Source organism: Pantanalinema rosaneae CENA516 (assembly GCF_050753385.1).
Taxonomy (GTDB): Bacteria; Cyanobacteriota; Cyanobacteriia; order Leptolyngbyales; family Leptolyngbyaceae; genus Pantanalinema; species Pantanalinema rosaneae.
This window is the reverse complement of the sequence record NZ_JBLZFZ010000038.1, coordinates 27,515-48,760: the sequence shown is the minus strand read 5'-3', so window position 1 is coordinate 48,760 and position 21,246 is coordinate 27,515. Positions and strand designations below refer to the sequence as shown.

Genomic DNA, 21,246 nt, shown 5'->3' with positions numbered 1-21,246 from the left:
AGATACCTTAGCGAAAGATCTCTATCCATCACCATTCGCCAAAAGTCGAGTCTGAAGGTGATTGGCTCAACCAGGGCAAACCAGCGGATTACCTGGGGTTGCAGGAGGTGAAAACGATCGCAATGATCGCAATATTTTGTAAATTCGTCACTTAAAACTTAACAGTTAATGCTTCAGAACTTAATAGTTAATCCGCCTCAGTTCGCAAGACCAGCAAACCCAACAAAAACAGCACCAGGATTGATCAGGATTAGGTGATGCAGGGATGCACCTGTTCCTTAAACAGTGCCAACTAATATTTTAACTTGACTTAACTTTAATTTAACTTAGAATTAATCTACTGTAAATCGGTCGAGTTTTGCGTATTTAATGGATGCAGAGCACGCGACCAGCAATTTCAATGACCCCGGAAAGGAGCACCAGCATGGTAGTAATGATGCTAGAAGCCAGTGATTGGCTGCATATTGGGTTTCGGCTCTTGCTCGCGATGATTGTCGGGTGTCTGATTGGCTATAACCGTCAACGCGGTGGTAGACCCGCCGGAATGCGGACGTTTATGCTGGTCAGTATGGGAGCCGCCTTATTTGTGATGATTCCCTTGCAAGCTGAAGGAGACACGTCCTTTGCCACCACCAATGCGCTCAGTCGGACTCTGCAAGGGGTAACAACAGGAGTCGGCTTTTTGGGAGCCGGTTTAATTTTGCAGCAGTCTTCTAAAAAATCGCGAGTGCCTAAAGTCCGAGGTTTAACCACCGCTGCGACGATCTGGATTTCAGCGGCATTAGGAGCCGCGATCGGCTGCGGATTATGGCAAATGGGGTTATTGGGAGCAGGATTAACCTTACTGACCTTAAGTGGCATGAAGCGGGTGAGGCAAATTCCTTTATTTCAGTCCTCTCAAGCCACTCTAAATCCACACCAAACACCTTCCGCTTCGGCAAGTAATCTGAAGCGCAATTCGACCGATGTTAGTCAGTAGGGACAGGCGATCGCTCAGCCCTGACTGGACTAGAAAAACCATTTGCGTAGTTAGTAAATTGCTGATCTGCTGAAGTAACAATGCGGCTACCACTCTCAATTTATGACTGGAATCCAATGCTAACTCAAGAGCCAGACAACAACTAACTACGCAAACGGCTAGACGCGTTTGCCAACTCAACGTTCAATTAGACACAGGTTAACTCAAAGCATTGATGACATAATCAATGTAAGAGTTTGCTTCAACCGCCGGATCACCTGTTAAACCATGATTTGCTTTAATGTATTTCAACGCTTCCACATACCAACTGGGTGATAACTCGAACGTGCTGTTAATTTCAGCTAAACCAGCGACAAGATAATCATCGATCGGTCCTGTGCCACCCACCACCAGGGCATAAGTGATGATGCGTAGATAGTAACCAATGTCACGGCTGCATTTTGCTTTGCCACGGGCATCCGAAGCATAATTAGGACCTTGCAATTGCGTGGTGTAGGGAAACTTTTGATAAACCGCATTCGCGGCTCCCTCGGCTAAACTTTGAGCTTTGCCGGAGAGCGATTTCACTGCTTCCAGGGTCGCCGCCGCTTGCCGAAAGCGACCAAAGGCTACTTGAAATTCACCACTACTCAAAAAGCGCCCTTGGGAGTCGGCGGCAGTCACAGCTTCGGTTAGAGGGGTTTTAGACATGGACAAAACTCTCCTAAATAGAAATAGTAGGTGTAACAATTGAGTGCAATCTACAGCCGTTCTCAAATGAATGCATCACACTTGTCAATTCGGTCAGCCCCCTTTTCTAGGATGCCCGTAGGGCTTTAAGCCCCCTTTCTAGGATGCCGTCAGGCGATATTCTGGGGGACTTTGGCTCCTGTTCCCCCCAGAATTGGGGGGGCTAGGGGGGCGAAAACTGCTGTAAATTGCGATCGAGGTTGTCACGACTAATGAGTCGTCATTAGATCAGCGATGCCTCATACGGAGTGAACATCACAAAAATTAGCCAACCGCCGCCGCTGCTCGATCGAAATAACCCGCGACTTCGGCAATTAAGGCGCTGCAATCACCCCGCGTAATATTATTTGGATCATTGGCAAGCGCGATCGACGCTTCCTTCAGCTTTTGAATCCCCGCCGCGACGGATGCCCCAGGAGTGCCCAGCGCCACATAGGTTTCCCGCAACCCATTTAACGCTCGATCGTCCAAGACACTGGAATCTCCCGTAAAAATGGCATAGGTGACATAGCGCAGAATAATTTCTAGATCACGGATGCAAGCAGCAGCCCGACGGTTGGTATACGCATTGCCGCCTGGAGCAATCAATTGCGGTTGTTCAGCGAATAATTCCCGCGCGGCATTAGCCACAATGGCTGAGGCGTTACTGCTAATGCGATTGACAACATCAATCCGTTTATTGCCATCTTGCACGATCGCGAGTAGTCCATCAATTTGAGCGTTCGTCAAATATTCTCCCCGCGCGTCTGCCTGAGCAACCACTTTGGCAAAAGCATCTAGTACCATCGTTTCAATCTCCTAAATTTGGATTAGTTGAAGATCATCATGTGGTTTTAAACCAGAGGTTTAAGGGTTGAATGACCAATGAACCCTTCAGAAATAGCTTTGAAAGCACAAAGTCAACATAGAGCTAAAAACTCTATATCAAAGTTGCTTTAGTCCTGATCCTTTGAGGAAAAGCTTGATCCAGGCAGGATCAGGAAATATTTCAAAGCTCTGGGAAACCCCAATTCTTGAGAGTTATTCAAGCCTAAACTGTAGAGTTTTAAGCTGTGATTGTTGTTTAACCCTTACGAATTCTAGTTATACAATGCTAACTCATTCGTTTTTATTAAAGTTTGTTAAGGGCAGTTTTTCTTGTTAGCTTAAATCCTCACAAGCAAGTAGGATTTCTATCCTACTGTTTAACTTTTTTATGCCATAAAGCATTGCAAAAAAAGGGTTTTAGGATTAATCAAGTCATTGGCAGCAAATTAAATCTATCCAATAGCCCGCTCTAAAACTTAATTTAATTGTGCTTACAGTTACAAAGAAATGGGTTCTAGTCATTCAATCTATTTCCACTACTTTAAGCAACGTTAATGATTGTGCTTCCAATTACAAAATCAACCTACTGCCACTTCTTGCCTGAAGCTTTTCTGCTGGGCTGGACAGTAAATTAGCTTCTGATTAAATCCCTGAACTTGCTTTTTATTAAGGGCTATGTCAAGATGAAGCAAGTAAAATACTGTATTCCTATCGTCTTACCGTATTTTAACCAGATCCTATTGCCTCTACCTCCCCTCCATCCCCTGTCTATTTCAGTTCCTATCCCTCAATCCCGTCCTCATCCGATATGGCAATTCTGCAACTTGCTGACCAACAAGTTCACGGCTTAACCTCGATCTCACCTGTCCTAGAAGCAATCAATATTCGTCTGGAATATCATCCTATACAGCTTCTACCCGCCGCTAAAGACTTATTAGAACGCGATGTTTTAGAACTGGAGCATCGACAGAATCTATTAGAGCTTTACCAGGATCATCTCGCGGCGATCGTTCCCGATGGTGAGTATGCTTGGTGCGATCTGCTGGTTCTGCATCCAGGTTCACCGAATTTACAAACGATCGAACATAATTACGGTCGCTATCATACTCACGCCGATCCAGAAGTGTTATATGTTCTGGCAGGCTCCGCCATTTTTGGATTTACTCACCCTGATCAGGGTAGCCAGCTTCAACTCCGGTTGGAAGCAGGAGATTTTCTGCATATTCCCAGTCATGTAGAGCATTGGTTTAGCCTGACCGCATTATTGCAATTCAAAGCAGCTCGCTATTTTGTCAACACCAATAGTTGGATGGCTCACTACACCAACACCGTTATGGATGAATCAAATTAGCTTGAATCAATCAGATTGACAATTTCACTGACATTCTTATGTTATATGATGCTCAAGGTTTGGCGGTAACCACCGATTCCCCAGCCGCCATTCAGTCTATCAATCACTTTATTGACCAGTCACTGCTCTATGGAAACGCGGCAGAACCAGCCATTCTACAGGCATTAACAGCCGATCGAAGTTGCGCGATCGCCCATGCCTATGCAGCCGCCTACTTTTTATCTCAAGAAACGGCGATCGGATGGCAGCAAGCTCAACCCCATGTGAAAGCCGCACGTTATCATGATTCTGAGGCTACAGAACGGGAACAGTGGTATATCCAGGCCATTGTTGCCTGGGCAAAGGGCGACATTAACCAAGCACTGACCTATCATCGCCAACTCGCTCAACAATATCCACGCGACTTAATTTCGGTTCAACAGGGACAATATCATTACTTCTACCAGGGCAATGCTACGCAACTGCGGCAAATTGCGGAAATAGTGTTTCCCATGAATCAAGACCGCCATTATTTATATGGCATGTTAGCGTTTGGCTTGGAGCAATGTGGTGAACTCGATCGGGCTGAAGCGATCGGACGGCAAGCAGTGGCAATGAACCGACATGATCCCTGGGCACACCATGCGGTTGCTCATGTATTGGAGCAGCAAGGACGGGTTGAGGCCGGGATTACCTGGATGGAAGGTTTGGCTGATACTTGGGATGGTTGCAACTCGATGTTGTATACCCATAATTGGTGGCATATTGCGTTGTATTATTTAGTGCTGGAAGATTGGCAAACGATATTACAACTGTATGACCACCATATTTGGGGGCGAGCAGATCACACCGCCTCTAAGGATTTGGTAGGAGCGATCGCCACCCTACTCCGCTTAGAATTGCAGGGTACAGAGGTCGGCGATCGTTGGCAGAAACTTCTGCCCTCATTGCAACTTCGGCTGCATGAACATGCTCTGGCATTTCAAGATTTGCACTATATTTATGCCTTGGCACGAATTGGTTGCCCCACCTTAGTCAAAGAGATGTTGCAAAGCCTCACAACTCATATTGCTACACTACCGCCCACGCAACAAGCGATCTGGCTCAATGTCGCTCTTCCAGCCGCCCGAGGTATGGTTGCTCATGCCAATTGTGATTGGTCTACAACGATTACAGAATTGCAAACTGTATTACCACAGTTATCTCAACTGGGTGGAAGCCACACTCAACGTCAATTATTTCAACAGCTTTATCAAGATGCCATTCAGCAGAATGAACAATCCTATAAGCACTCCAAACTCGATCGTTCAAAGCATCTAAAATTCTCACCTATGTCACCGATGAGAACTCTATCACCAAAGTTAGCAGTACAGGTGAGCTAAATTGCAATATTGATTACAGTGCATATCCCGCTGCAACAATTTCAGTGTAAATTCTAGCGATCGCCTGGTAGTCATCCAGATTTACTGGGGCATAGCGTTGAACCTGCATCGCGAACATCGCTTGCTGTAATGCTGGGTCAGGTTGGAGCAAAGCGGATCGTAGGCGCTGAATACAATTTACGCCGAGATGTTGCGCGGCAACGATCGGTGGCATTGGACAGAAATCTAGCGCGGTAATGATTCGTAATTGATCGGCAAGCTGTGGAGATAACCGGAACTCCTGTTCCAACACTGTACTATCGATCGCGGCGCAATCTGCCTTTCCTTCCACCACCCAACGAATAGAATTTTGATGAGAACCGGATGGTAATGCCTGATTAAAAAAGTGAGGCGGACAATGGTGTTGCCAGAGATAGTGACATAGGAGGTAATAACCACTGTTGGAACCTGGATCGTTATAACACACGATCGCATTCATTAACTCAGCAAATGTGTTAAAGCGACTATTGGCATGAACAATGACATCGGCGCAATAAATTGGACGATTTTGATAACGATCGGCTTGCATGACTGGAGCGACGATCGGTTGTAATTGTCCTGGTGTAATCTGTTGATGCCGCATCAAGGGCAATCCGCAGATAAAGGCTAAATCAAGTTGATCTTGCAATAGTAACGGGTCTACTAGCGGATCACAGACTCCCTGAACTAATTCGATTTTCGTCTGTAAGGCTGGGGCTAAATAATTGATCACAGCCTGATAAAAGGGAAACCAATTGGGAGCCAGGTAGGAAACCGCCACTAGAACGCTGGAATGGGACATTAAATCTAAAAAATAAGTTATATCTGAATCTCTATGTTAAGAAATCATCCCCTGCTAATTCTGACCTTATCCTGCATCATTAGCTTTTTGCTGTTACTTGCGATCGCATTTAGTTCTAATTCACTTCGGATTATTACGGCAGGAATGTAAGCCAGAACTCCAACTCAAGTAATCATTAAATATAGTACATGGGATATTTTTGTTTGTGTCTATCCCGTTGCTCACATAAGTTTTGAATCGTATAGCGGCTTAACACTTCCTGCGAGGCTAGGGCAGCTTCTTGCCAAATATCTCGGACAATTTCCCGTTCACAACTAATCGAAGCAACTATTTCTTTACTTTTTTGGCGATTAGAACTGCCGTTATGGGATTCGCCATCGACCAAATTAATTACATCCGATACCGTAATTTTCCAAGGCTCTCGAATTAAGATATATCCACCCTTAGCTCCCCGCTGACTTTGCACTAATCCCCCGCGTCGTAGCATGGTAAAGATATGTTCTAGATAGCGATCGGGGATCGGTTGGCGAGTAGCAATTTCACTAACCGTAATCGGCTTTCTTTGATTCCAAACACCTGCTAGCTCAATCAATGCCAGGATGGCATACTCCACCTTGGCAGATAGATCATGAGTGGCTAAAGGAGATTCACTTAACATATACCGGTTTATCAGTAGGATTATCGGATTTTATCTGATAATACCCTGTTTGGATCAAATAAGTACTAAATTTCGATCGATTTACTAGGGAATATTTACGATCGGGCTGTAATATTGTCTCTGAAGGCGATAGAAGCCCTTTAAAAGGAAGTAGCAGATAGACAATGTCATCTATCTGCCAGGTCTAGTGAAGAGTTAGTTTAGTAACTTACCCCGGTTAAAGCCTGACCAGCGTTGCTACCTTACTACCCCATCTATGTACCCATATATGTGAGGTGTCTTGACGAAAGCACCCTAACCCGATAGGATTAACGTACTTTAAGGATAAATAGGACTATGCCACAGTTGATTAGGTAAAACAAGTGACGATAAATACATTTTTTAGAAAAACAAACCAATATTATTCTTAAAACCTAAATCAGGTTCCTAGCCGTCACTTAATCTATTATTTTTAGCAGATCAGCGTTTCCAGACCAAGATAAAATTGGTTGGAATCACATCATCGCTCTGCTTGATTAAGCAACTAATCTATTGTGAAATAATTAACTACTTTTCTGCTGGGAATCAAGCAACGAAACTAATCGAGAAAACCAGTAGATTACCTCTGGATCACAGCAAGTCGTGAGCCGAGAAATCTCGATCGCCAGTTGGTATGTCGCTTCGGCTTGAGGATGGTTACTCAGTCCAGCATGTTGTAGTAATGCAGCCTTTAAATCACCGGGATAGATCAGACTACGGTGGTTTCTCACCAGTTGGGATAAAACAGGTTGCCAGTCAATGCTACCGACAATTAGGGGCTTAGTCATATTTTCCTCTATTGATAACTTTTGTTAATACCTTCATGCTTATACCCTAAACTACGTCAATTCATAACAACAAACACTCTTTTTTGTTAAATCAATCAATTCAGTTTATTAAAGAAACATTTGATACCTGATCCAATCACTAACCTGACAAGGTCTATTAATCTACGCTAAACTGATCGATTAACAGGTGTTAATATATAGCCACTATTCGTTGACGGAGTAATGTTGTGGGTATTGAGATTGAATCTGTCAGTAAGCACTTTGGAAGTTTTGCGGCTATTGATCAAGTGAGCCTGGAAGTTAAAACCGGTTCACTGGTCGCTTTATTAGGTCCTTCCGGTTCTGGTAAATCAACCCTACTGCGGATTATTGCGGGGCTAGAATCACCAGACCACGGCAGGATTTTTCTGACTGGACGGGATGCCACCCATGCCAGTGTGCAAGAGCGACAGATTGGTTTCGTGTTTCAACATTACGCCCTGTTTAAGCACCTGACAGTTCGCCAAAATATCGCCTTTGGGCTAGAGATTGCTAAATGGCCCCCCGATCGGATTAAACACCGCGTTGAGGAATTACTCAAATTAATTCAACTGCGGGAATTAGGTGGGCGTTACCCCTCGCAACTCTCCGGTGGGCAACGGCAACGAGTTGCTTTAGCCCGAGCATTAGCCACAGAACCAAAAGTGTTGTTATTAGATGAACCCTTTGGAGCGCTAGATGCCAAAGTACGGAAGGAACTACGGAACTGGTTACGCCGTCTGCATGATGAAGTGCATGTCACGACGGTATTTGTCACCCATGATCAGGAAGAAGCTATGGAAGTAGCAGACGAACTCGTGGTAATGAATCGGGGTCGGGTCGAGCAAGTGGGCAGCCCCGCCGAAATTTACGATCGACCAGCTACCTCCTTTGTCATGGGCTTTATTGGGCCGGTCAACGTTTTGTTTAACCATACGGGCTTGCTTCAAAGTGCTGGCTTACCTGCTGATCAACCTCATGTGTTTTTGCGACCGCATGATGTTGTGGTAGATACAGTGCCCCGCGATCGCACCTTAGCCGCGCGGGTAGAACGGATTATCCATTTAGGCTGGGAAGTGCAGGCAGAATTGTTGTTAGAAGATGGGCAACCATTAATGGTCTATCTGGAGCGAGAACAGTTCGATCAATTAAATCTAGAATTTCGCCAACAGGTGTATGTGCAAGCGAAGGAAGAACGAGTCTTTGCCTTTGATGCAGTTGATGGCTGGCTGCATGAAGCCAAACAACTGAGTCGCGATCATCGCTAACTTGCTCCTACGATGCCAATTGACCTCAAGCGTTCGGCATAGTTCCGCTCACCGGGTCGCTCCTTGATGCAAGGGGAGTAATCCGGTGTTTCTCTATGGCATCCTACTTCTTTGTAATGACTCGATAAACTTGAAAAAAGTGTAAAGCAGCGGACAACGATCGCCATACAGGGATTTACTAGGTGATATACTACGGTTAGTCGCTCGAAATACCGTAGTTTATACAGAGAAATATACCCATGAGCCATTTAGACCAGCAAACAGCTACGACAATGCCGCTGGAACAACCGTCTAAGCCATCCAACTCAGGCTCATCATTGTGGAACAAACTCCGGGGAGGCGCTCTGCTGACAATCGGCTTTCTGTTATCGCCCCTGAGTTGGTGGAATGATTTAATTTTTAATTTGCCTGTTGCCTATGGGTTTGGCTACCTATGCAGTCGAGTCGTCAGCGATTGGTTAATCCCCGGCACGATCGTCGGGTATTGGATCTCTAATATTTTAGGCATCCTATTGATGCAGGCAGGAGCCTTAGATCTGGCACAGAGGCAGCCAACTCAGCGCAACTTCAAAAAAGAACTGTTAACGGGTGTAGTTTCTTCCACGATCTACACCCTTTTAATTGTTGGGCTAGTTCATTTCCATGTGCTAGAAACCCCCTTGCTGTTTGCCAGCGAGCAGCTTAGTAGTTTAACTTCCTGGTTGCCTTAGTAACGAACAATGAATTACTGGTTATTATCTTGCCTGAGTTTTGGGGTTGGAATTGTAGTCGGTTTAACCGGAATTGGTGGCGCTGCCTTAATTACTCCCATGTTGATCATGGTGTTTAAAGTTCCCGCCGCGATCGCGGTCAGTTCTGATGTCGTTGCAGCTACTTTAATGAAAGTAGTGGGTGGTATTAAACATTGGCGGCAGCAAACGCTTGATCCCCAAATTGTCAAATGGCTAGCTCTTGGCAGTGTTCCTGGTGCTTTAACAGGAGTAGGCGTATTTCATCTGATGCGAGGGAACTGGAGTGAGGATTGGAATGCTTTGTTACTGAGAGTGCTAGGCAGTATGATTCTGCTGGTGACATTACTCGGGCTGGTGCAGTTAATTATTTCCACCTGGTTGCCACAATTCCAGTTGCCCACATTACCCCAATTTGATCTGGCGACCTGGCAGGGGCGATCGGCAACGTTAGCGATCGGAGCAACACTTGGCTTCATGGTGGGATTAACCAGCGTTTCCTCCGGTTCCATGTTCGCCCTGGCATTAATGGCATTCTTCCAACTCGATGCCCGCAAACTGGTGGGAACCGATATTTCGCAGGCAGCAATTCTACTGGGTTTTACTTCATTAGGACATATTGGACTGGGGACAGTGGATTGGGCAGTGGTAGGTGCAATATGGCTGGGCTCCGTCCCCGGTGTTTTGCTGGGAGCAAAGTTATGTCAGTTTGCCCCCCAACGCCCCCTCCGCGCGATCGTCTATTCCCTGCTGATGATGGCGAGTTGGAAGTTAGTTGTTTAGTGAATCCAGGTCATGGCAAATTTTGAATTACAGCAACAATCCCCAGCGTTTTTGGGGTTTGTCAAACAGGTATTACAGGCTCACTGGCGATCGCTATTGTTACTTGGCGTTGGCGTTGGATTACCACTGTTTTTATTTGAGCAACTCGCTGTCGCGATCTGGCAACATCAGGGTGGTTTTCTCTGGGATGAACCGATCTTGCTGACGATTCATGGCTCCACCACTCAGTCACTAGATCGTCTGGCTCCGATGCTGACAAAATTGGGTGGCTTTAAGGGTGTGACGCTGATGACGACGCTATTATCGCTGTGGTTATTATGGCAACAACGATGGCGATCGCTGATTTATCTGTTGACGACTACGATCGGCAGTGGTGTCATCAACCGGATTGCCAAAGTATTATTACATCGAGTCCGCCCTAGCTTATGGGAATCTCTATCACCCGAACCGGATTTTGCTTTTCCCAGTGGTCATGCTACTGCCAGCATGACGTTAGTAGCAGCACTGATCATTCTCACCTGGGGCACTCGCTGGAGTTGGTTGGTATGCTTAGGCGGCAGTAGTTTTGTGGTGACGATCGCCTGGACACGCCTGTACCTGGGAGTCCATTTTCCCAGTGATATTTTAGCGGGTTGGTTCGTATCCATTGCCTGGGCGATCGGCATCAGTTTAGTCATTCGTCCGCATCTGGCAGCATCAACGATGAGCGAAGAAGTTCAACTCACCACTGAAGAAACCCAGACGATCGCCGCAGAATCGAACTAAATCCACAATCAGATTTTGATCCAAAAGGGAAGTTTTCCAACTGTCCCTTTTTCCCATCTCAAAACTTTTCACTCCAGAATCGCGGCACCAGCCACTTCAGTCGGGAATGAAAAGATGTAATAAACCACCCCCATTCCCAACAACAACACAGCCAGACTAGAGATAATCACCCAGCGATCGGGCGGTTCGTAAGTATCTTCTTCAATATCATCTCGTACCGTGAAATAGTGTTGAGTGGAGAGCAGGACAGACAGTAGACCGACGATCGAAAAAGCGAGTCCGAGTTTCCAACCATTACCGGGGGCTTGGGGAGCCATTGGGGGGTGGAGAATTCGCATCCGGACAATCAGTACCCCAAATCCCATTAAGGCAATACCACTCCGCATCCAGGATAAATAGGTGCGTTCATTCGCCAGGTGATCGCGAATGCGGTTGGGATTGAGATGTTTGGGCTGGTCGATCGATAACTGCACAACTTTTTCCGGCTTAGACAGAAAGGGTAATAACATCAACATTCGCCTCAATGGGAACAAAACAGGGAACGAATTGCGAGCGTAATTAATTGTGTTCAAGAACGTGATCACCAACAGGAATAACCCCTCTGCCAACGATTAATCTTTGGGAGCATTCGGTGGTTGAGCGTCAATATCCGCTTGAGTCAACACTGGAATTGCCCAGCCTGACTCACCTGATTTCAAGGTTTGAGCCGGAGGTACATTCAACTCGATCGCGCCTGTAGTGGGATTGGTTGCCACGACCAGTTGAGTGCCTTCTACAAACTTAAGTGCCAATGGATCAGTCAACGTCTCTACCGCAGTGAGGGGTGAGAACGCCACCTGAGTCGCCGCCGGGAGATACACTCCAGCACAGGTATAATCATCGTCGGTAGTTTCCCGATTCCCTAAGTAATAGAGTGTTCCTGATTGATTCGCCGGGGCTTTTTTCGGTTTGAGATAAACGGCTAACGTTTTACCTGTTTCATTTGTGCAACGGGCGCGTGACTCTGAAATTTCTAGAATGTACTTTTGTAATTGCAACTCAGCCAATTGTTGCGAAGCTTCGGTAGCATTAACGGCAGTATCAGGATTATTCTGACGTTGAACTAATGCCTCGATCGCTTGAGTGACTTCGGCATAATCCGGGCTGGTCTTAAACCGACCGCGATCGGCAAAGGCAGAGGGAGCCACAATCAGATTTAGAAGCAATACCAGCGCCACAATCGCGACTTGCAACAACTTCATAGTCCTATCCTCTTAAAGGTCAACTTCAGCCTTATTATCCGGCTGAGAAGGTCGGGAACAATCGGTAGGAGTCATTTTCAATCAGGATGTAAACCCCTAAACCGATTAAGATCAACGGAACAATACGATGGGCATAACGGCTGAGGAAGGGGGCGATCGTGGGATGACTTGCCAGGTAGTGAGCGATCCCACACCATACCGCTACCAGGCAGAGAAAGACTGCCACAATGACAATTAGACTCGGTAAATCGCTACTGGCAAATAAGGGGACATAGATGCCAATATTATCGCCGCCGTTGGCAAACGTGACCGCTGCCACATGATAGATCTTAGGATGCAGGAGCGCCGCCAGCCCAACCATCGTCGCTTCTGAGTTAGCCATTAACTCTTCAGAAACAGTTTGGACACCAGGGGCTTCCTGTTGCCACTCCCACCAGTGTTTGATGCCAATTACGATCGGTAGAAATCCTAACAGCCCAATCCAGGCTTTGGGCAGAAACAACCCACCTAGAAACCCTGGCAAACAAGCCAGCAACAGTAGAATAAAACCCAAATATTTTCCAACAATAATATGCTGAGGACGTAAACGATCGTTGACCTGAGCAAAAAACACCATGAGAATTACAATGTCATCAATGTTGGTGGCAACAAACGACGTTATCCCCGTGATCAGCGCACTAACGAACCATTCCATGAGCCGTGAATCAGTTAATTTTCTTCACTCTCAGTTGTAGCCGCAGGTGACTGATTCCGGTTAAAAGCCAGTAAACAAAAGCCGCATAGAACCAGCGTCAACACCGTCAACCCTCGATCGGCCAGCGTGTGACTGTTGACTAAGATCAAACCGCCTAAGCCAATTAACCCAAAGGGGACAAGCTGATGACCGTAGTGAGCCAGGGTGTGAGCAATCAGCGGGAGACGAGTGAGCCGATCGGCGGCATAACACCAGACTCCTACCAGCAAGAAGAAAGTAGCCAAAATCACCAGTAGACCTGGCAGACGATGACTGGCAAACACAGGGACGTAAATGCCGATATTATCGCCGCCATTCGCAAACGTAATGGCAGCAACACTATAGGTTTGTGGCGACAGCACACTAGCCAGAAATGCGCCCTGGGAAGTTTCCAGCACCACATCATCCACAGCCTCTTCTGGTTCCTGAGTTAACAACCGACTAATGCCGATCGCGATCGGAATCATGCCTAACATGCCAAGCCAGGGACGGGGAAACACCAAACTACCGAAAAATCCCGGCAGACTAGCCAGTACCAACGCCCCAAAGCCCAAATATTGCCCAGTCACAATCTGCCGCCGCCGCAACCCCCCATTCACCTGCGAGAACAACAGTAACAGGATGATGATGTCATCCATATTGGTGGCTACAAACACCGTTAATCCAGTCGAAAGGGCGGTCAAGAATTGCATCATGGGGATAGTTGTTCAGGCTGGTGCGGGCGATCGCTGGGTGAATCTCGATCATTGAAACCGATCTGCCTTTACTTTATAAAGCTAAATTTATAGCATCAAGCAGTCTTTTTTCTCAAAATCATAATTACAATTAATTATTCAAGTTACAATCCCCCTTATCATCACTTGTCTACAACTCAAAAATGTAGTCATGAATACGTCAGTACCTAAAACTATTACATTTTTTATATCCTAGTTTGCAAGTAGGAATTGATCAATTGAAACTACAATTTCCTACTCGGAAATGAGCCATTAAGTTACTCAGGTTGAATGTATGACCCTTGAACAACTCCGCATCTTCCTGGCTGTTGCTGAATACCTGCATTTTACCCGCGCCGCCGAGTCCCTGTTTGTCACCCAGCCTGCTGTGAGTGCCGCCATTCAGAGCTTGGAAGAAGAGTATGGGGTGAAATTATTTCATCGCATTGGGCGGCGTGTAGAAATTGCCGAAGCAGGACGATTGCTGAAAATAGAAGCTCAGAAAATTTTGGATCAAGTCGTCCTGGCAGAGCGAGGCTTACGGGAACTCAACAATCTGCAACGGGGCGAATTAAAATTAGGGTCTAGCCTGACGATCGGCAATTACTGGCTACCCGATAAGATTAATCAGTTTAAGCAGCAATACCCCAAAATTACGGTTAATTGCATCTTAGGCAATGCCGATGAAATTTGTGAGGGCACAGCAACGGGCTTGTTTGATTTTGGCTTAGTCACAGGCGGTGTCAAGCCAGAATTACAGTCACTTTTGGAACAGGAAACTGTTGGTCACGATCGCTTACAAATTGTCGTCAGTCGATCGCATCCCTGGTTTGGGCGATCGCAGATCTCAGTGACAGAATTAGTGAATACAGACTGGATTATGCGAGAACCAGGTTCTGGTGCCCAACGGGTGTTTGAGCAAGCGCTTCAGAGTTGGGGGATTAATCCCATGCAATTCAATACCACCCTGATATTAAGTAGTAGTGAAATGGTGAAATCTGTAGTTGAGAGTGGTTCTGGAGCCGCCGCATTACCGGAACTAATGGTGCAAAAAGAACTTCAGTTAGGCACATTACACGCCGTTCAAGTTACCGATGCGGCTCAGTGCCTAGAAATTGTGCAACCTGTCTTAAAACTCAAACATCGACAACGGTTTCAAACTAAGTTGGCGATCGTCTTTGAACAACTCCTACTGATGCCTAACGCTCCATCACAACCGGCAAAAGCTTCCCAGCCAACTAACGAGTTGGTTGAGGTGTAGTGGCAGACGGTAAAGGTCTAGCCGTCACGGGGTGATGCTGAACAAACTGGCTTAAGTCAAATAAGGCGGTTGTACTGTCTCGCCCAATCATTAAAGGGAGATTGCCATTCCAGCGTTCGATCGCTTGCTTCTGTAATAAATCTGGGGTCAGGGTTTGCTGCACTAACCGTTGGGCTTCCGCTTCACCTTTCGCTAAATTCACTTTGGCTTCCGCTTCTTTAGCCGCTTTCAAGGCAACAAACTCAGCCCGTTTTGCTTCTTGTTCAGCAATTTGTTTTGCTTCTACGGCTTCACTAAATCGTTGGGAAAAATGCACATGCACTAACGACAAATCATCGACTGCAATATGATAAGTGGCTAACCGCTCTGTCAGTGCTAAATCGACTCCTGCTTTCACATCTCCCCGCCGAGTAATAATTTCTTCTGCGGTATATTGCGCCATCACCGCTTTCAACACTTCTTCTACGGCGGGATTAATGATACGGGTAATAATGGCTGGTGCATTACCAATTTGTTGAAAAATTAGATTCGCTTGATCGGGCAGAATATGCCAATTCAACGCTACATCCGTGAAGACATCTTGCAAATCTTTCGATGATGCTTCGGCGGAAATCTCTTGATTTTGCACCCGAACGCTGATTTTTTCGACGGTGTTGACCAGGGGAATGATTATATGCAGTCCTTCGTCTAACACCTGATCCTGAACCTTGCCAAACTCTAGTAATACACCCCGTTGCCCTGCGCCAATCACCACAAAGAAACTTGCCACGATCGTTAGCACTAGCAAAACTAAGCTAATGGTGACAAAGGCGTAAACATCCCGGTTCGGTTTCTTCAGCGATCGAGATGCTGCCGACGACTTCACAATTGGCTTGTCTAACTTCACAGCCATGCAGATAGGAGCCTAAGTAAAAACTAATTAATCCGGTATTCCGACTGAATTAGTGTATTTTACCATACGACTCCAGATTAAAGCTGCTCCACTTCCGGCACTACATCTAATTTTGCTGACTGATTTTGCAGCGTCTGACTAATGTTATGCACCAGTTTTAAGAGATACAAGCCACTGATGACCAGCGTTAATACCGCTAAGCCAGGATGTTCTAAGGTATGGCTATCAACCAGAATTAATGTGCCTAATCCAATCAGCACAAAGGGGACAAGGAGATTACCGTAGCGGGTCAAGTTATCCGCGATCGCGGGTAAACGCGTCAATTGATAGGCGGTGTAACACCAAGCCCCTACCAGGGAAAAGAACACACTCAGGATCACAATTAAACTATCCCAGGTGCAGTTGGCAAAGAGCGGCACATAAATACTCACATTATCGCCACCATTGGCAAAGGTGACCGCCGCTACACTGTAGGTTTGCGGGGATACGAAATTAGTCAACAGAGAATGATTGCTCTGAACCTCGACCTCAGCCTCATTGTCTTCAGAATTGCGATCGACTAAACGGCTAATCCCGATCGCGATCGGCAGTAATCCTAGCAAGCCAATCCAGGGACGGGGAAACACCAAACTACCAAAAAATCCCGGTAGGCTGGCTAATACTAAGGCGGCAAAGCCAAAATACTGACCTGCCACAATATGTTGACGACGGAAAACCGAATTGACCTGTGAGAAAAATAGCATCAAGATCAAGACATCATCCAAATTGGTGGCGGTAAAAGCCGTAAATCCCGTTGTCATCGCCGTCACAAGTCCATTCATCGAATCTCAATCTCCTAATTCTAGGGTTTATCAAGTCCGGCTGATTTAACTAGCGATCAATTGGCTATTCACCAATCGTCACTTTGGCATCATCCAGATTCAGGTGGGTGGGATAGCGATCACTCGGCACATTCACAAACACCATGCCCTTCATCTGGGGATCGGTAACGGAATGCTTGGCAGCATTGGTAATATCAGTTGTCAGGAAATGCTCAAAGCTATGCTCATGGTTAGCTTGAACTGGCACAAACACAACTTTAGCTTCAGATGTTATTTGCTGCTGTTGCTGAATTAGTGCCGTCAATTCATCTAGCTTTTTGGTATATTCAGCATCCAATTTTTTATGCAGTAGCTCGATATTCTGAGCCGCCTGTAACGTCACTTGATAGTTTTGCTGAGCATTCTCCCGATCTTCTTCCGACTGACGGTTCTGGCTCATTAGTACCACCGGAGCCGTGTACGCAGATGCAAAGGAAAACACCAGATTGAGCATAATGAACGGTGATTCGTCCCAGTGTGGTACTCCTGGCATCAAATTCGCCCCTACCCACCCTGCTAATACTGTTGTTTGACCGATCAGAAATGCCCAGGAACCAACTTTGGAAGCCATACTATCTGCCAACCGTTGTCCAAACGTTAACGGTTGCTTGTGTGGCGGGTTAATTTTGCAATCTTCTGTCCGTTTTACTTCAGTCGTTGCTTCTGCTTCGGTCTGGATAGGAGTTTGATTTGACTCAGTTGAATTCATGCTTAACCTGCCTGTTTTGTGAGTTCAATCCATTGGCAAGAGACAACGAATGGCTATTATGGGGTGTTAATTGCCTCTGGTAGTTGACATGGTTTCACTTTACGGAGGTTAACCAATAACAGCAAATAGTCTTTTTTGTTGAATTAATCACTTAAGTTTATAGAGCAACTTGAACACGTAGTAGATATTTTCGTGATTCACTTTTAGTGAATTGAGAACTATACGAATTAATTTAATCAATTACTTTAATTTATCCTTTTAAGAAAAAGGAATGTTTGCTTTTATTGGTCAAACTGAATAGCATAAACTCAAGCTTTCAGTCTGCCATAACGGCTAACCTGTATCTGACTATAGTTCTGAAGGAGAGCAATATGAACGTCTTGCTAAAAGTTGTTTTAGCTGTCTTGTTATTGGTAATCAACCTGGCGATCGCGCCTCCCTCCTGGGCAGATCGTCCGAAAGTATCCAAAAATCCCGATTACGTGCAAGTTACTAAAACTTTGAATGGACTCCTCGCACTCCAGGAAACCCAGGAACTCACTCCAGAATTACAACAACAAATTGATGAATTGACCTTACAGAAAGCCACGATCGAGTCTGGAGTCACCTGGGGACAATGCCGCAATGCCACAGGCAGCACGATCGGGATCTTGGGACCAGCCAGCGCTAATTCTAAATCGGGGCATGACGAACTTTACTTTCTGGCAGACGGTGAAACCACTCCCGAAGGTTGGGATTGTCAGGGAGTTTACCTCCCCAGTGGCGTGAAAGTTGCCGGAATTGAATCAACTCCTGCCATTTTCAAAATTTTGGATGGCACTCGCTTAGTCACTCACCTTAATGCCGATACCGGCGCGATCGAATTTAATGTCCCTGCCACCAAATTGACCCAAGCCGACTCAGAACAAACGATCCCCAATGTTTCTCAAGCCTTCATTGACTCTCGGATTCCCAGTACCTTAACAGCAGGCGAAGTAGATGATTAAGTAATTCAGTCGTCACCGCAATGCACCCAATCCATAGAGCAACGCACGAATAGCAGGAAGGAGCGATCGTCATGTTAGAACAGCTTGTGGCAGATGCAGGCATCCAAACGGTAGTCGATACGGCATTGATTTTATTAGCATTAATCATCCTGGAAACAGTCTTATCGGCTGACAATGCTGTGGCGTTAGCGGCTTTAGTTCAGCCTCTGCCAGATCTCAACCAGCAGCAACGAGCCTTAAATTGGGGTCTAGCTACGGCTTTGGGATTACGAGTCGTTCTACTCCTCACGGCAACCTGGGTGATGCAATTCTGGCAATTTGAATTCGTAGGAGCGTTGTATCTATTGTGGTTATCCGGCAAGCATTTCTGGCAACAATTTCAGGCAGAAACCGCGATCGCATTAGATTCTCCTCAGCCGATAGCTCCTTCACTCTGGCAAATTGTGCCGTTAATTGCCTTGACTGATCTGGCATTTTCCTTAGACAGTGTGACGACGGCTGTAGCCTTGTCCGATCGCTTCTGGTTAGTGTTAATTGGCTGCATCATTGGGATCGTCACTCTCCGATTTCTCGCGGCGTTATTTGTCCGTTGGTTAACCGAGTTTACCTATCTGCAAGATGCAGCTTATCTGACTGTATTTGCTGTGGGCTTACGCTTGCTCTGTAAAGTGATGCAACCTGGGATTGCGCCTCCCGACTGGATTGTATTCGCCATGATGGCTGTGTTATTTACCTGGGGGTTTTCCAAACGAGAACAAACCGAAGTTTCTGTAGAATCAACGATCGGGCTAAAACAAGGGCCACTCAATCAGTTTGATTAGTGATGGCATCAGCATCGTTGTCACCACAATATAGCGAGTTTCTGGAGGGCAGCCTGAGCCGGGTTGCCCAATTTTTTTGGCTATGACCAATCATTCGGCTCTACTGACTTGCGTTGTGGGCAAGTTCTCAGTAGTATAAGGAAACGATTAAATACGGTAAGTCTATCGGATAACAGTAGATTGCTTGGGCACTGAATCACGCTTGCTTCAAGCCAACGTACCGCACTCCAGACTTAATCCAGTTCAGGCTTTCCTGCCTTCCAGTATTAGTGATGTAACTATGAACCACAGTAAATTGATTGGCGACATCGATCGATCGCTCCCAATTCCCCATCTGCATCGAGGACACCATTCATGATTAGCCAGGATGCGAAATTACAACTTCAGTTTGCGGAACGAGCCGGATGGTTGAATGATGGAGTGACTGGCAGTTCGGTGAATGACTCTCTAACTCAAATTGCCCAAGCGGGTTGGTTAGGGTTGGGAATTCCCCAGTCGTATGGAGGCGCAGGCGGCAGTTTGTTAGATGTCATTGAGGCGATCGCGACTGTCTCAGGAGAATGCCTCACGAGTGGTTTTGTGTTTTGGTGCCAACGCGCCTTAATTGAGTATCTTGTTACCAGTGAGAATCAGTGGTTGCAATCAGAAATTCTGCCTCAGGTATTGCAAGCAGAGTTATCTGGAGCCACCGCATTATCCAATGGTATGAAGCATTTGGCAGGCATAGAACCATTACGATTGGCGGCTCACTTGGAAGCGGATCACATCACTCTCCATGGCTTTTTACCCTGGGCATCTAATTTGCGTCCCCAACAATTTGTTGTCGCCATGACCGCTCAAACCCGCACTGGTCGATCGCTGGTAGTTGCTGTGCCCTCCAAAGCGGCTGGGCTACAACGGGGAGAAGACCTACAACTATTTGGTCTACAAGCCTCCTGGACAAGCACCTTACGTTTGGAACAAGTGCAATTATCTAAGAACTGGGTCATTAGTGAAGATGCCCCGACCTTCCTAGCTAAAATTCGTCCGGCATTTTTACTGATGCAAGCCGGATTAGCCTTAGGGATAGCGCGACGATCGCTGCAAGAAACCTTACAAAGTATGGATGGCAATAATGAGCAAGCCTTAATTACTCGGCTACGATCGGCGGCAATGACCCTGGCTAAATTAGAACCACAAGTTTGGCAGTTGGCAACCTCGCACCAGCGTGATTTGCCCCAGACCCGACAGTTAATTGAACTCCGAATTGCCTTGACGCGATTAGCGATGGAATTAGTCACCCTGGAACTAGAAGCCAAAGGTGGAGCCGCATATCTTAAACCTAGTGGTACAGCTCGGCGCTTGCGGGAAGTCGCTTTTCTACCCGTGTTAACTCCCAGCCTGGTGCAATTAGAAACGGAATTACAGAATAACTGAGAGCATGACAATGACACTATCCTTAAGCGTTCATAGACGTTCAAAGTCTAGTTGGTTACAGCGAATTTCACCACTCCATTATGGATTCAAATTATGGATACGGTTCTGGTGGCACACAAAAGCCTATAGCACTATTTTTAGTGTGATGGCATTAGTGGTACTTAGTCTGATTTGGTTACTCCTAAACGGTATCCTCAGCCAGTTAATTCAAACATGCCAATTACAGTTCCTTAAACTATTGAGGCTAAAGGCTTCCTGATCATCAACAAGAACTTCATTCTCAAAATAATCTCTCTGTCATTTGGAATTTGTGTAGGGGTAGGTTGAGCAGATCGGTGATCAGTAATTCGGTAACCGATCGGCAAGACCTACCCTGATATCAGATGCAGTAAACCACCCTCCGAATCCGATCGCGCGATCGCGACAGGTCTCTGTGAGATTGGAGGGTTGCATAACGGCATCTAAATTTTCGTTCTACAGAGCGCTATGAGCAGCTTGAACCAGTAACCGTAAGCCTTTAACTATATATCTGACTAATCTG

At 46.2% G+C, this 21,246-nt stretch carries 24 protein-coding genes; 11 read left to right on the top strand and 13 right to left on the bottom strand.

Annotated elements, in window-relative coordinates; all coding sequences use genetic code 11:
- Nucleotides 1-424: 424 nt before the first annotated feature.
- Complete coding sequence (locus ACN4EK_RS20570) at nt 425-979, top strand: MgtC/SapB family protein (protein ID WP_431660067.1); 555 nt, start codon at nt 425-427, stop codon at nt 977-979.
- Nucleotides 980-1,177: 198 nt separating this feature from the next.
- Here the strand turns inward: ACN4EK_RS20570 and cpcA are convergent, their stop codons facing one another.
- The gene (gene cpcA / locus ACN4EK_RS20565; RefSeq protein ID WP_431660066.1) at nt 1,178-1,669 is read right to left on the bottom strand and encodes a phycocyanin subunit alpha; all 492 of its coding nucleotides are present in this window, start codon (nt 1,667-1,669) and stop codon (nt 1,178-1,180) included.
- 303 nt (nt 1,670-1,972) lie between these two features.
- The gene (locus tag ACN4EK_RS20560) at nt 1,973-2,494 is read right to left on the bottom strand and encodes a phycocyanin subunit beta (protein WP_431660065.1); all 522 of its coding nucleotides are present in this window, start codon (nt 2,492-2,494) and stop codon (nt 1,973-1,975) included.
- A gap of 829 nt (nt 2,495-3,323) precedes the next feature.
- Between ACN4EK_RS20560 and ACN4EK_RS20555 the strand changes: the two genes are divergently transcribed.
- Both ACN4EK_RS20555 and ACN4EK_RS20550 read left to right on the top strand, forming a co-directional pair.
- Complete coding sequence (locus ACN4EK_RS20555) at nt 3,324-3,866, top strand: cupin domain-containing protein (protein ID WP_431660064.1); 543 nt, start codon at nt 3,324-3,326, stop codon at nt 3,864-3,866.
- Between the two features lie 38 nt (nt 3,867-3,904).
- The gene (locus ACN4EK_RS20550) at nt 3,905-5,227 is read left to right on the top strand and encodes a tetratricopeptide repeat protein (RefSeq protein ID WP_431660063.1); all 1,323 of its coding nucleotides are present in this window, start codon (nt 3,905-3,907) and stop codon (nt 5,225-5,227) included.
- A gap of 13 nt (nt 5,228-5,240) precedes the next feature.
- Here ACN4EK_RS20550 and ACN4EK_RS20545 read toward each other — a convergent pair whose 3' ends face one another.
- The 3 genes from ACN4EK_RS20545 to ACN4EK_RS20535 form a co-directional block, all read right to left on the bottom strand.
- Nucleotides 5,241-6,047 (bottom strand): PhnD/SsuA/transferrin family substrate-binding protein, encoded by an 807-nt coding sequence (locus tag ACN4EK_RS20545; RefSeq protein WP_431660062.1) that lies wholly within the window; start codon nt 6,045-6,047, stop codon nt 5,241-5,243.
- A 175-nt stretch (nt 6,048-6,222) separates the two neighbouring features.
- Nucleotides 6,223-6,705, bottom strand: a complete 483-nt coding sequence (locus ACN4EK_RS20540) for an RrF2 family transcriptional regulator (protein WP_431660061.1) — start codon at nt 6,703-6,705, stop codon at nt 6,223-6,225.
- Nucleotides 6,706-7,247: 542 nt separating this feature from the next.
- Complete coding sequence (locus ACN4EK_RS20535; protein WP_431660060.1) at nt 7,248-7,511, bottom strand: hypothetical protein; 264 nt, start codon at nt 7,509-7,511, stop codon at nt 7,248-7,250.
- A 227-nt stretch (nt 7,512-7,738) separates the two neighbouring features.
- Here ACN4EK_RS20535 and ACN4EK_RS20530 point away from each other — a divergent pair, with 227 nt between their 5' ends.
- The 4 genes from ACN4EK_RS20530 (at nt 7,739) to ACN4EK_RS20515 (ending at nt 11,073) form a co-directional block, all read left to right on the top strand.
- The gene (locus ACN4EK_RS20530; protein ID WP_431660059.1) at nt 7,739-8,797 is read left to right on the top strand and encodes a sulfate/molybdate ABC transporter ATP-binding protein; all 1,059 of its coding nucleotides are present in this window, start codon (nt 7,739-7,741) and stop codon (nt 8,795-8,797) included.
- Between the two features lie 239 nt (nt 8,798-9,036).
- A complete protein-coding gene (locus tag ACN4EK_RS20525; RefSeq protein ID WP_431660058.1) occupies nt 9,037-9,507 on the top strand; it encodes a hypothetical protein in 471 nt (156 codons plus the stop codon).
- Nucleotides 9,508-9,516: 9 nt separating this feature from the next.
- Complete coding sequence (locus tag ACN4EK_RS20520; protein WP_431660057.1) at nt 9,517-10,308, top strand: sulfite exporter TauE/SafE family protein; 792 nt, start codon at nt 9,517-9,519, stop codon at nt 10,306-10,308.
- Between the two features lie 12 nt (nt 10,309-10,320).
- A complete protein-coding gene (locus tag ACN4EK_RS20515; RefSeq protein ID WP_431660056.1) occupies nt 10,321-11,073 on the top strand; it encodes a phosphatase PAP2 family protein in 753 nt (250 codons plus the stop codon).
- 68 nt (nt 11,074-11,141) lie between these two features.
- Here ACN4EK_RS20515 and ACN4EK_RS20510 read toward each other — a convergent pair whose 3' ends face one another.
- The 4 genes from ACN4EK_RS20510 to ACN4EK_RS20495 form a co-directional block, all read right to left on the bottom strand.
- Complete coding sequence (locus ACN4EK_RS20510; RefSeq protein WP_431660055.1) at nt 11,142-11,582, bottom strand: YidH family protein; 441 nt, start codon at nt 11,580-11,582, stop codon at nt 11,142-11,144.
- A gap of 102 nt (nt 11,583-11,684) precedes the next feature.
- The gene (locus ACN4EK_RS20505; RefSeq protein ID WP_431660054.1) at nt 11,685-12,314 is read right to left on the bottom strand and encodes a hypothetical protein; all 630 of its coding nucleotides are present in this window, start codon (nt 12,312-12,314) and stop codon (nt 11,685-11,687) included.
- 34 nt (nt 12,315-12,348) lie between these two features.
- Nucleotides 12,349-13,008 carry a cadmium resistance transporter gene (locus ACN4EK_RS20500; protein WP_431660053.1) on the bottom strand — a complete coding sequence of 220 codons (660 nt, stop codon included), beginning with the start codon at nt 13,006-13,008 and terminating at the stop codon, nt 12,349-12,351.
- Nucleotides 13,009-13,022: 14 nt separating this feature from the next.
- Entirely contained in the window at nt 13,023-13,742 is a 720-nt protein-coding gene (locus ACN4EK_RS20495) for a cadmium resistance transporter (protein WP_431660052.1), read from the bottom strand.
- 313 nt (nt 13,743-14,055) lie between these two features.
- On the opposite strand from ACN4EK_RS20495, the gene ACN4EK_RS20490 reads away from it, so the two are divergent.
- Entirely contained in the window at nt 14,056-15,021 is a 966-nt protein-coding gene (locus tag ACN4EK_RS20490) for a LysR family transcriptional regulator (protein ID WP_431660051.1), read from the top strand.
- Here ACN4EK_RS20490 and ACN4EK_RS20485 read toward each other — a convergent pair.
- From ACN4EK_RS20485 to ACN4EK_RS20475, 3 genes are all read right to left on the bottom strand, one after another.
- Nucleotides 14,999-15,913 carry a prohibitin family protein gene (locus ACN4EK_RS20485; RefSeq protein WP_431660050.1) on the bottom strand — a complete coding sequence of 305 codons (915 nt, stop codon included), beginning with the start codon at nt 15,911-15,913 and terminating at the stop codon, nt 14,999-15,001. The two genes, ACN4EK_RS20490 and ACN4EK_RS20485, sit on opposite strands and share 23 nt — an antisense overlap.
- A 77-nt stretch (nt 15,914-15,990) precedes the next feature.
- Nucleotides 15,991-16,734: a cadmium resistance transporter gene (locus ACN4EK_RS20480; protein ID WP_431660049.1), complete on the bottom strand. Its 744-nt coding sequence runs from the start codon at nt 16,732-16,734 to the stop codon at nt 15,991-15,993.
- Nucleotides 16,735-16,798: 64 nt separating this feature from the next.
- The gene (locus tag ACN4EK_RS20475) at nt 16,799-17,482 is read right to left on the bottom strand and encodes a DUF1003 domain-containing protein (RefSeq protein WP_431660048.1); all 684 of its coding nucleotides are present in this window, start codon (nt 17,480-17,482) and stop codon (nt 16,799-16,801) included.
- Nucleotides 17,483-17,853: 371 nt separating this feature from the next.
- On the opposite strand from ACN4EK_RS20475, the gene ACN4EK_RS20470 reads away from it, so the two are divergent.
- Both ACN4EK_RS20470 and ACN4EK_RS20465 read left to right on the top strand, forming a co-directional pair.
- The gene (locus ACN4EK_RS20470) at nt 17,854-18,468 is read left to right on the top strand and encodes a hypothetical protein (protein ID WP_431660047.1); all 615 of its coding nucleotides are present in this window, start codon (nt 17,854-17,856) and stop codon (nt 18,466-18,468) included.
- Between the two features lie 71 nt (nt 18,469-18,539).
- Nucleotides 18,540-19,289, top strand: a complete 750-nt coding sequence (locus ACN4EK_RS20465; protein ID WP_431660046.1) for a TerC family protein — start codon at nt 18,540-18,542, stop codon at nt 19,287-19,289.
- Between the two features lie 196 nt (nt 19,290-19,485).
- Here the strand turns inward: ACN4EK_RS20465 and ACN4EK_RS20460 are convergent, their stop codons facing one another.
- Nucleotides 19,486-19,641 (bottom strand): hypothetical protein, encoded by a 156-nt coding sequence (locus ACN4EK_RS20460; protein ID WP_431660045.1) that lies wholly within the window; start codon nt 19,639-19,641, stop codon nt 19,486-19,488.
- 2 nt (nt 19,642-19,643) lie between these two features.
- Here ACN4EK_RS20460 and ACN4EK_RS20455 point away from each other — a divergent pair, with 2 nt between their 5' ends.
- Nucleotides 19,644-20,705 (top strand): acyl-CoA dehydrogenase family protein, encoded by a 1,062-nt coding sequence (locus tag ACN4EK_RS20455; RefSeq protein ID WP_431660044.1) that lies wholly within the window; start codon nt 19,644-19,646, stop codon nt 20,703-20,705.
- Nucleotides 20,706-21,246 lie beyond the last annotated feature (541 nt).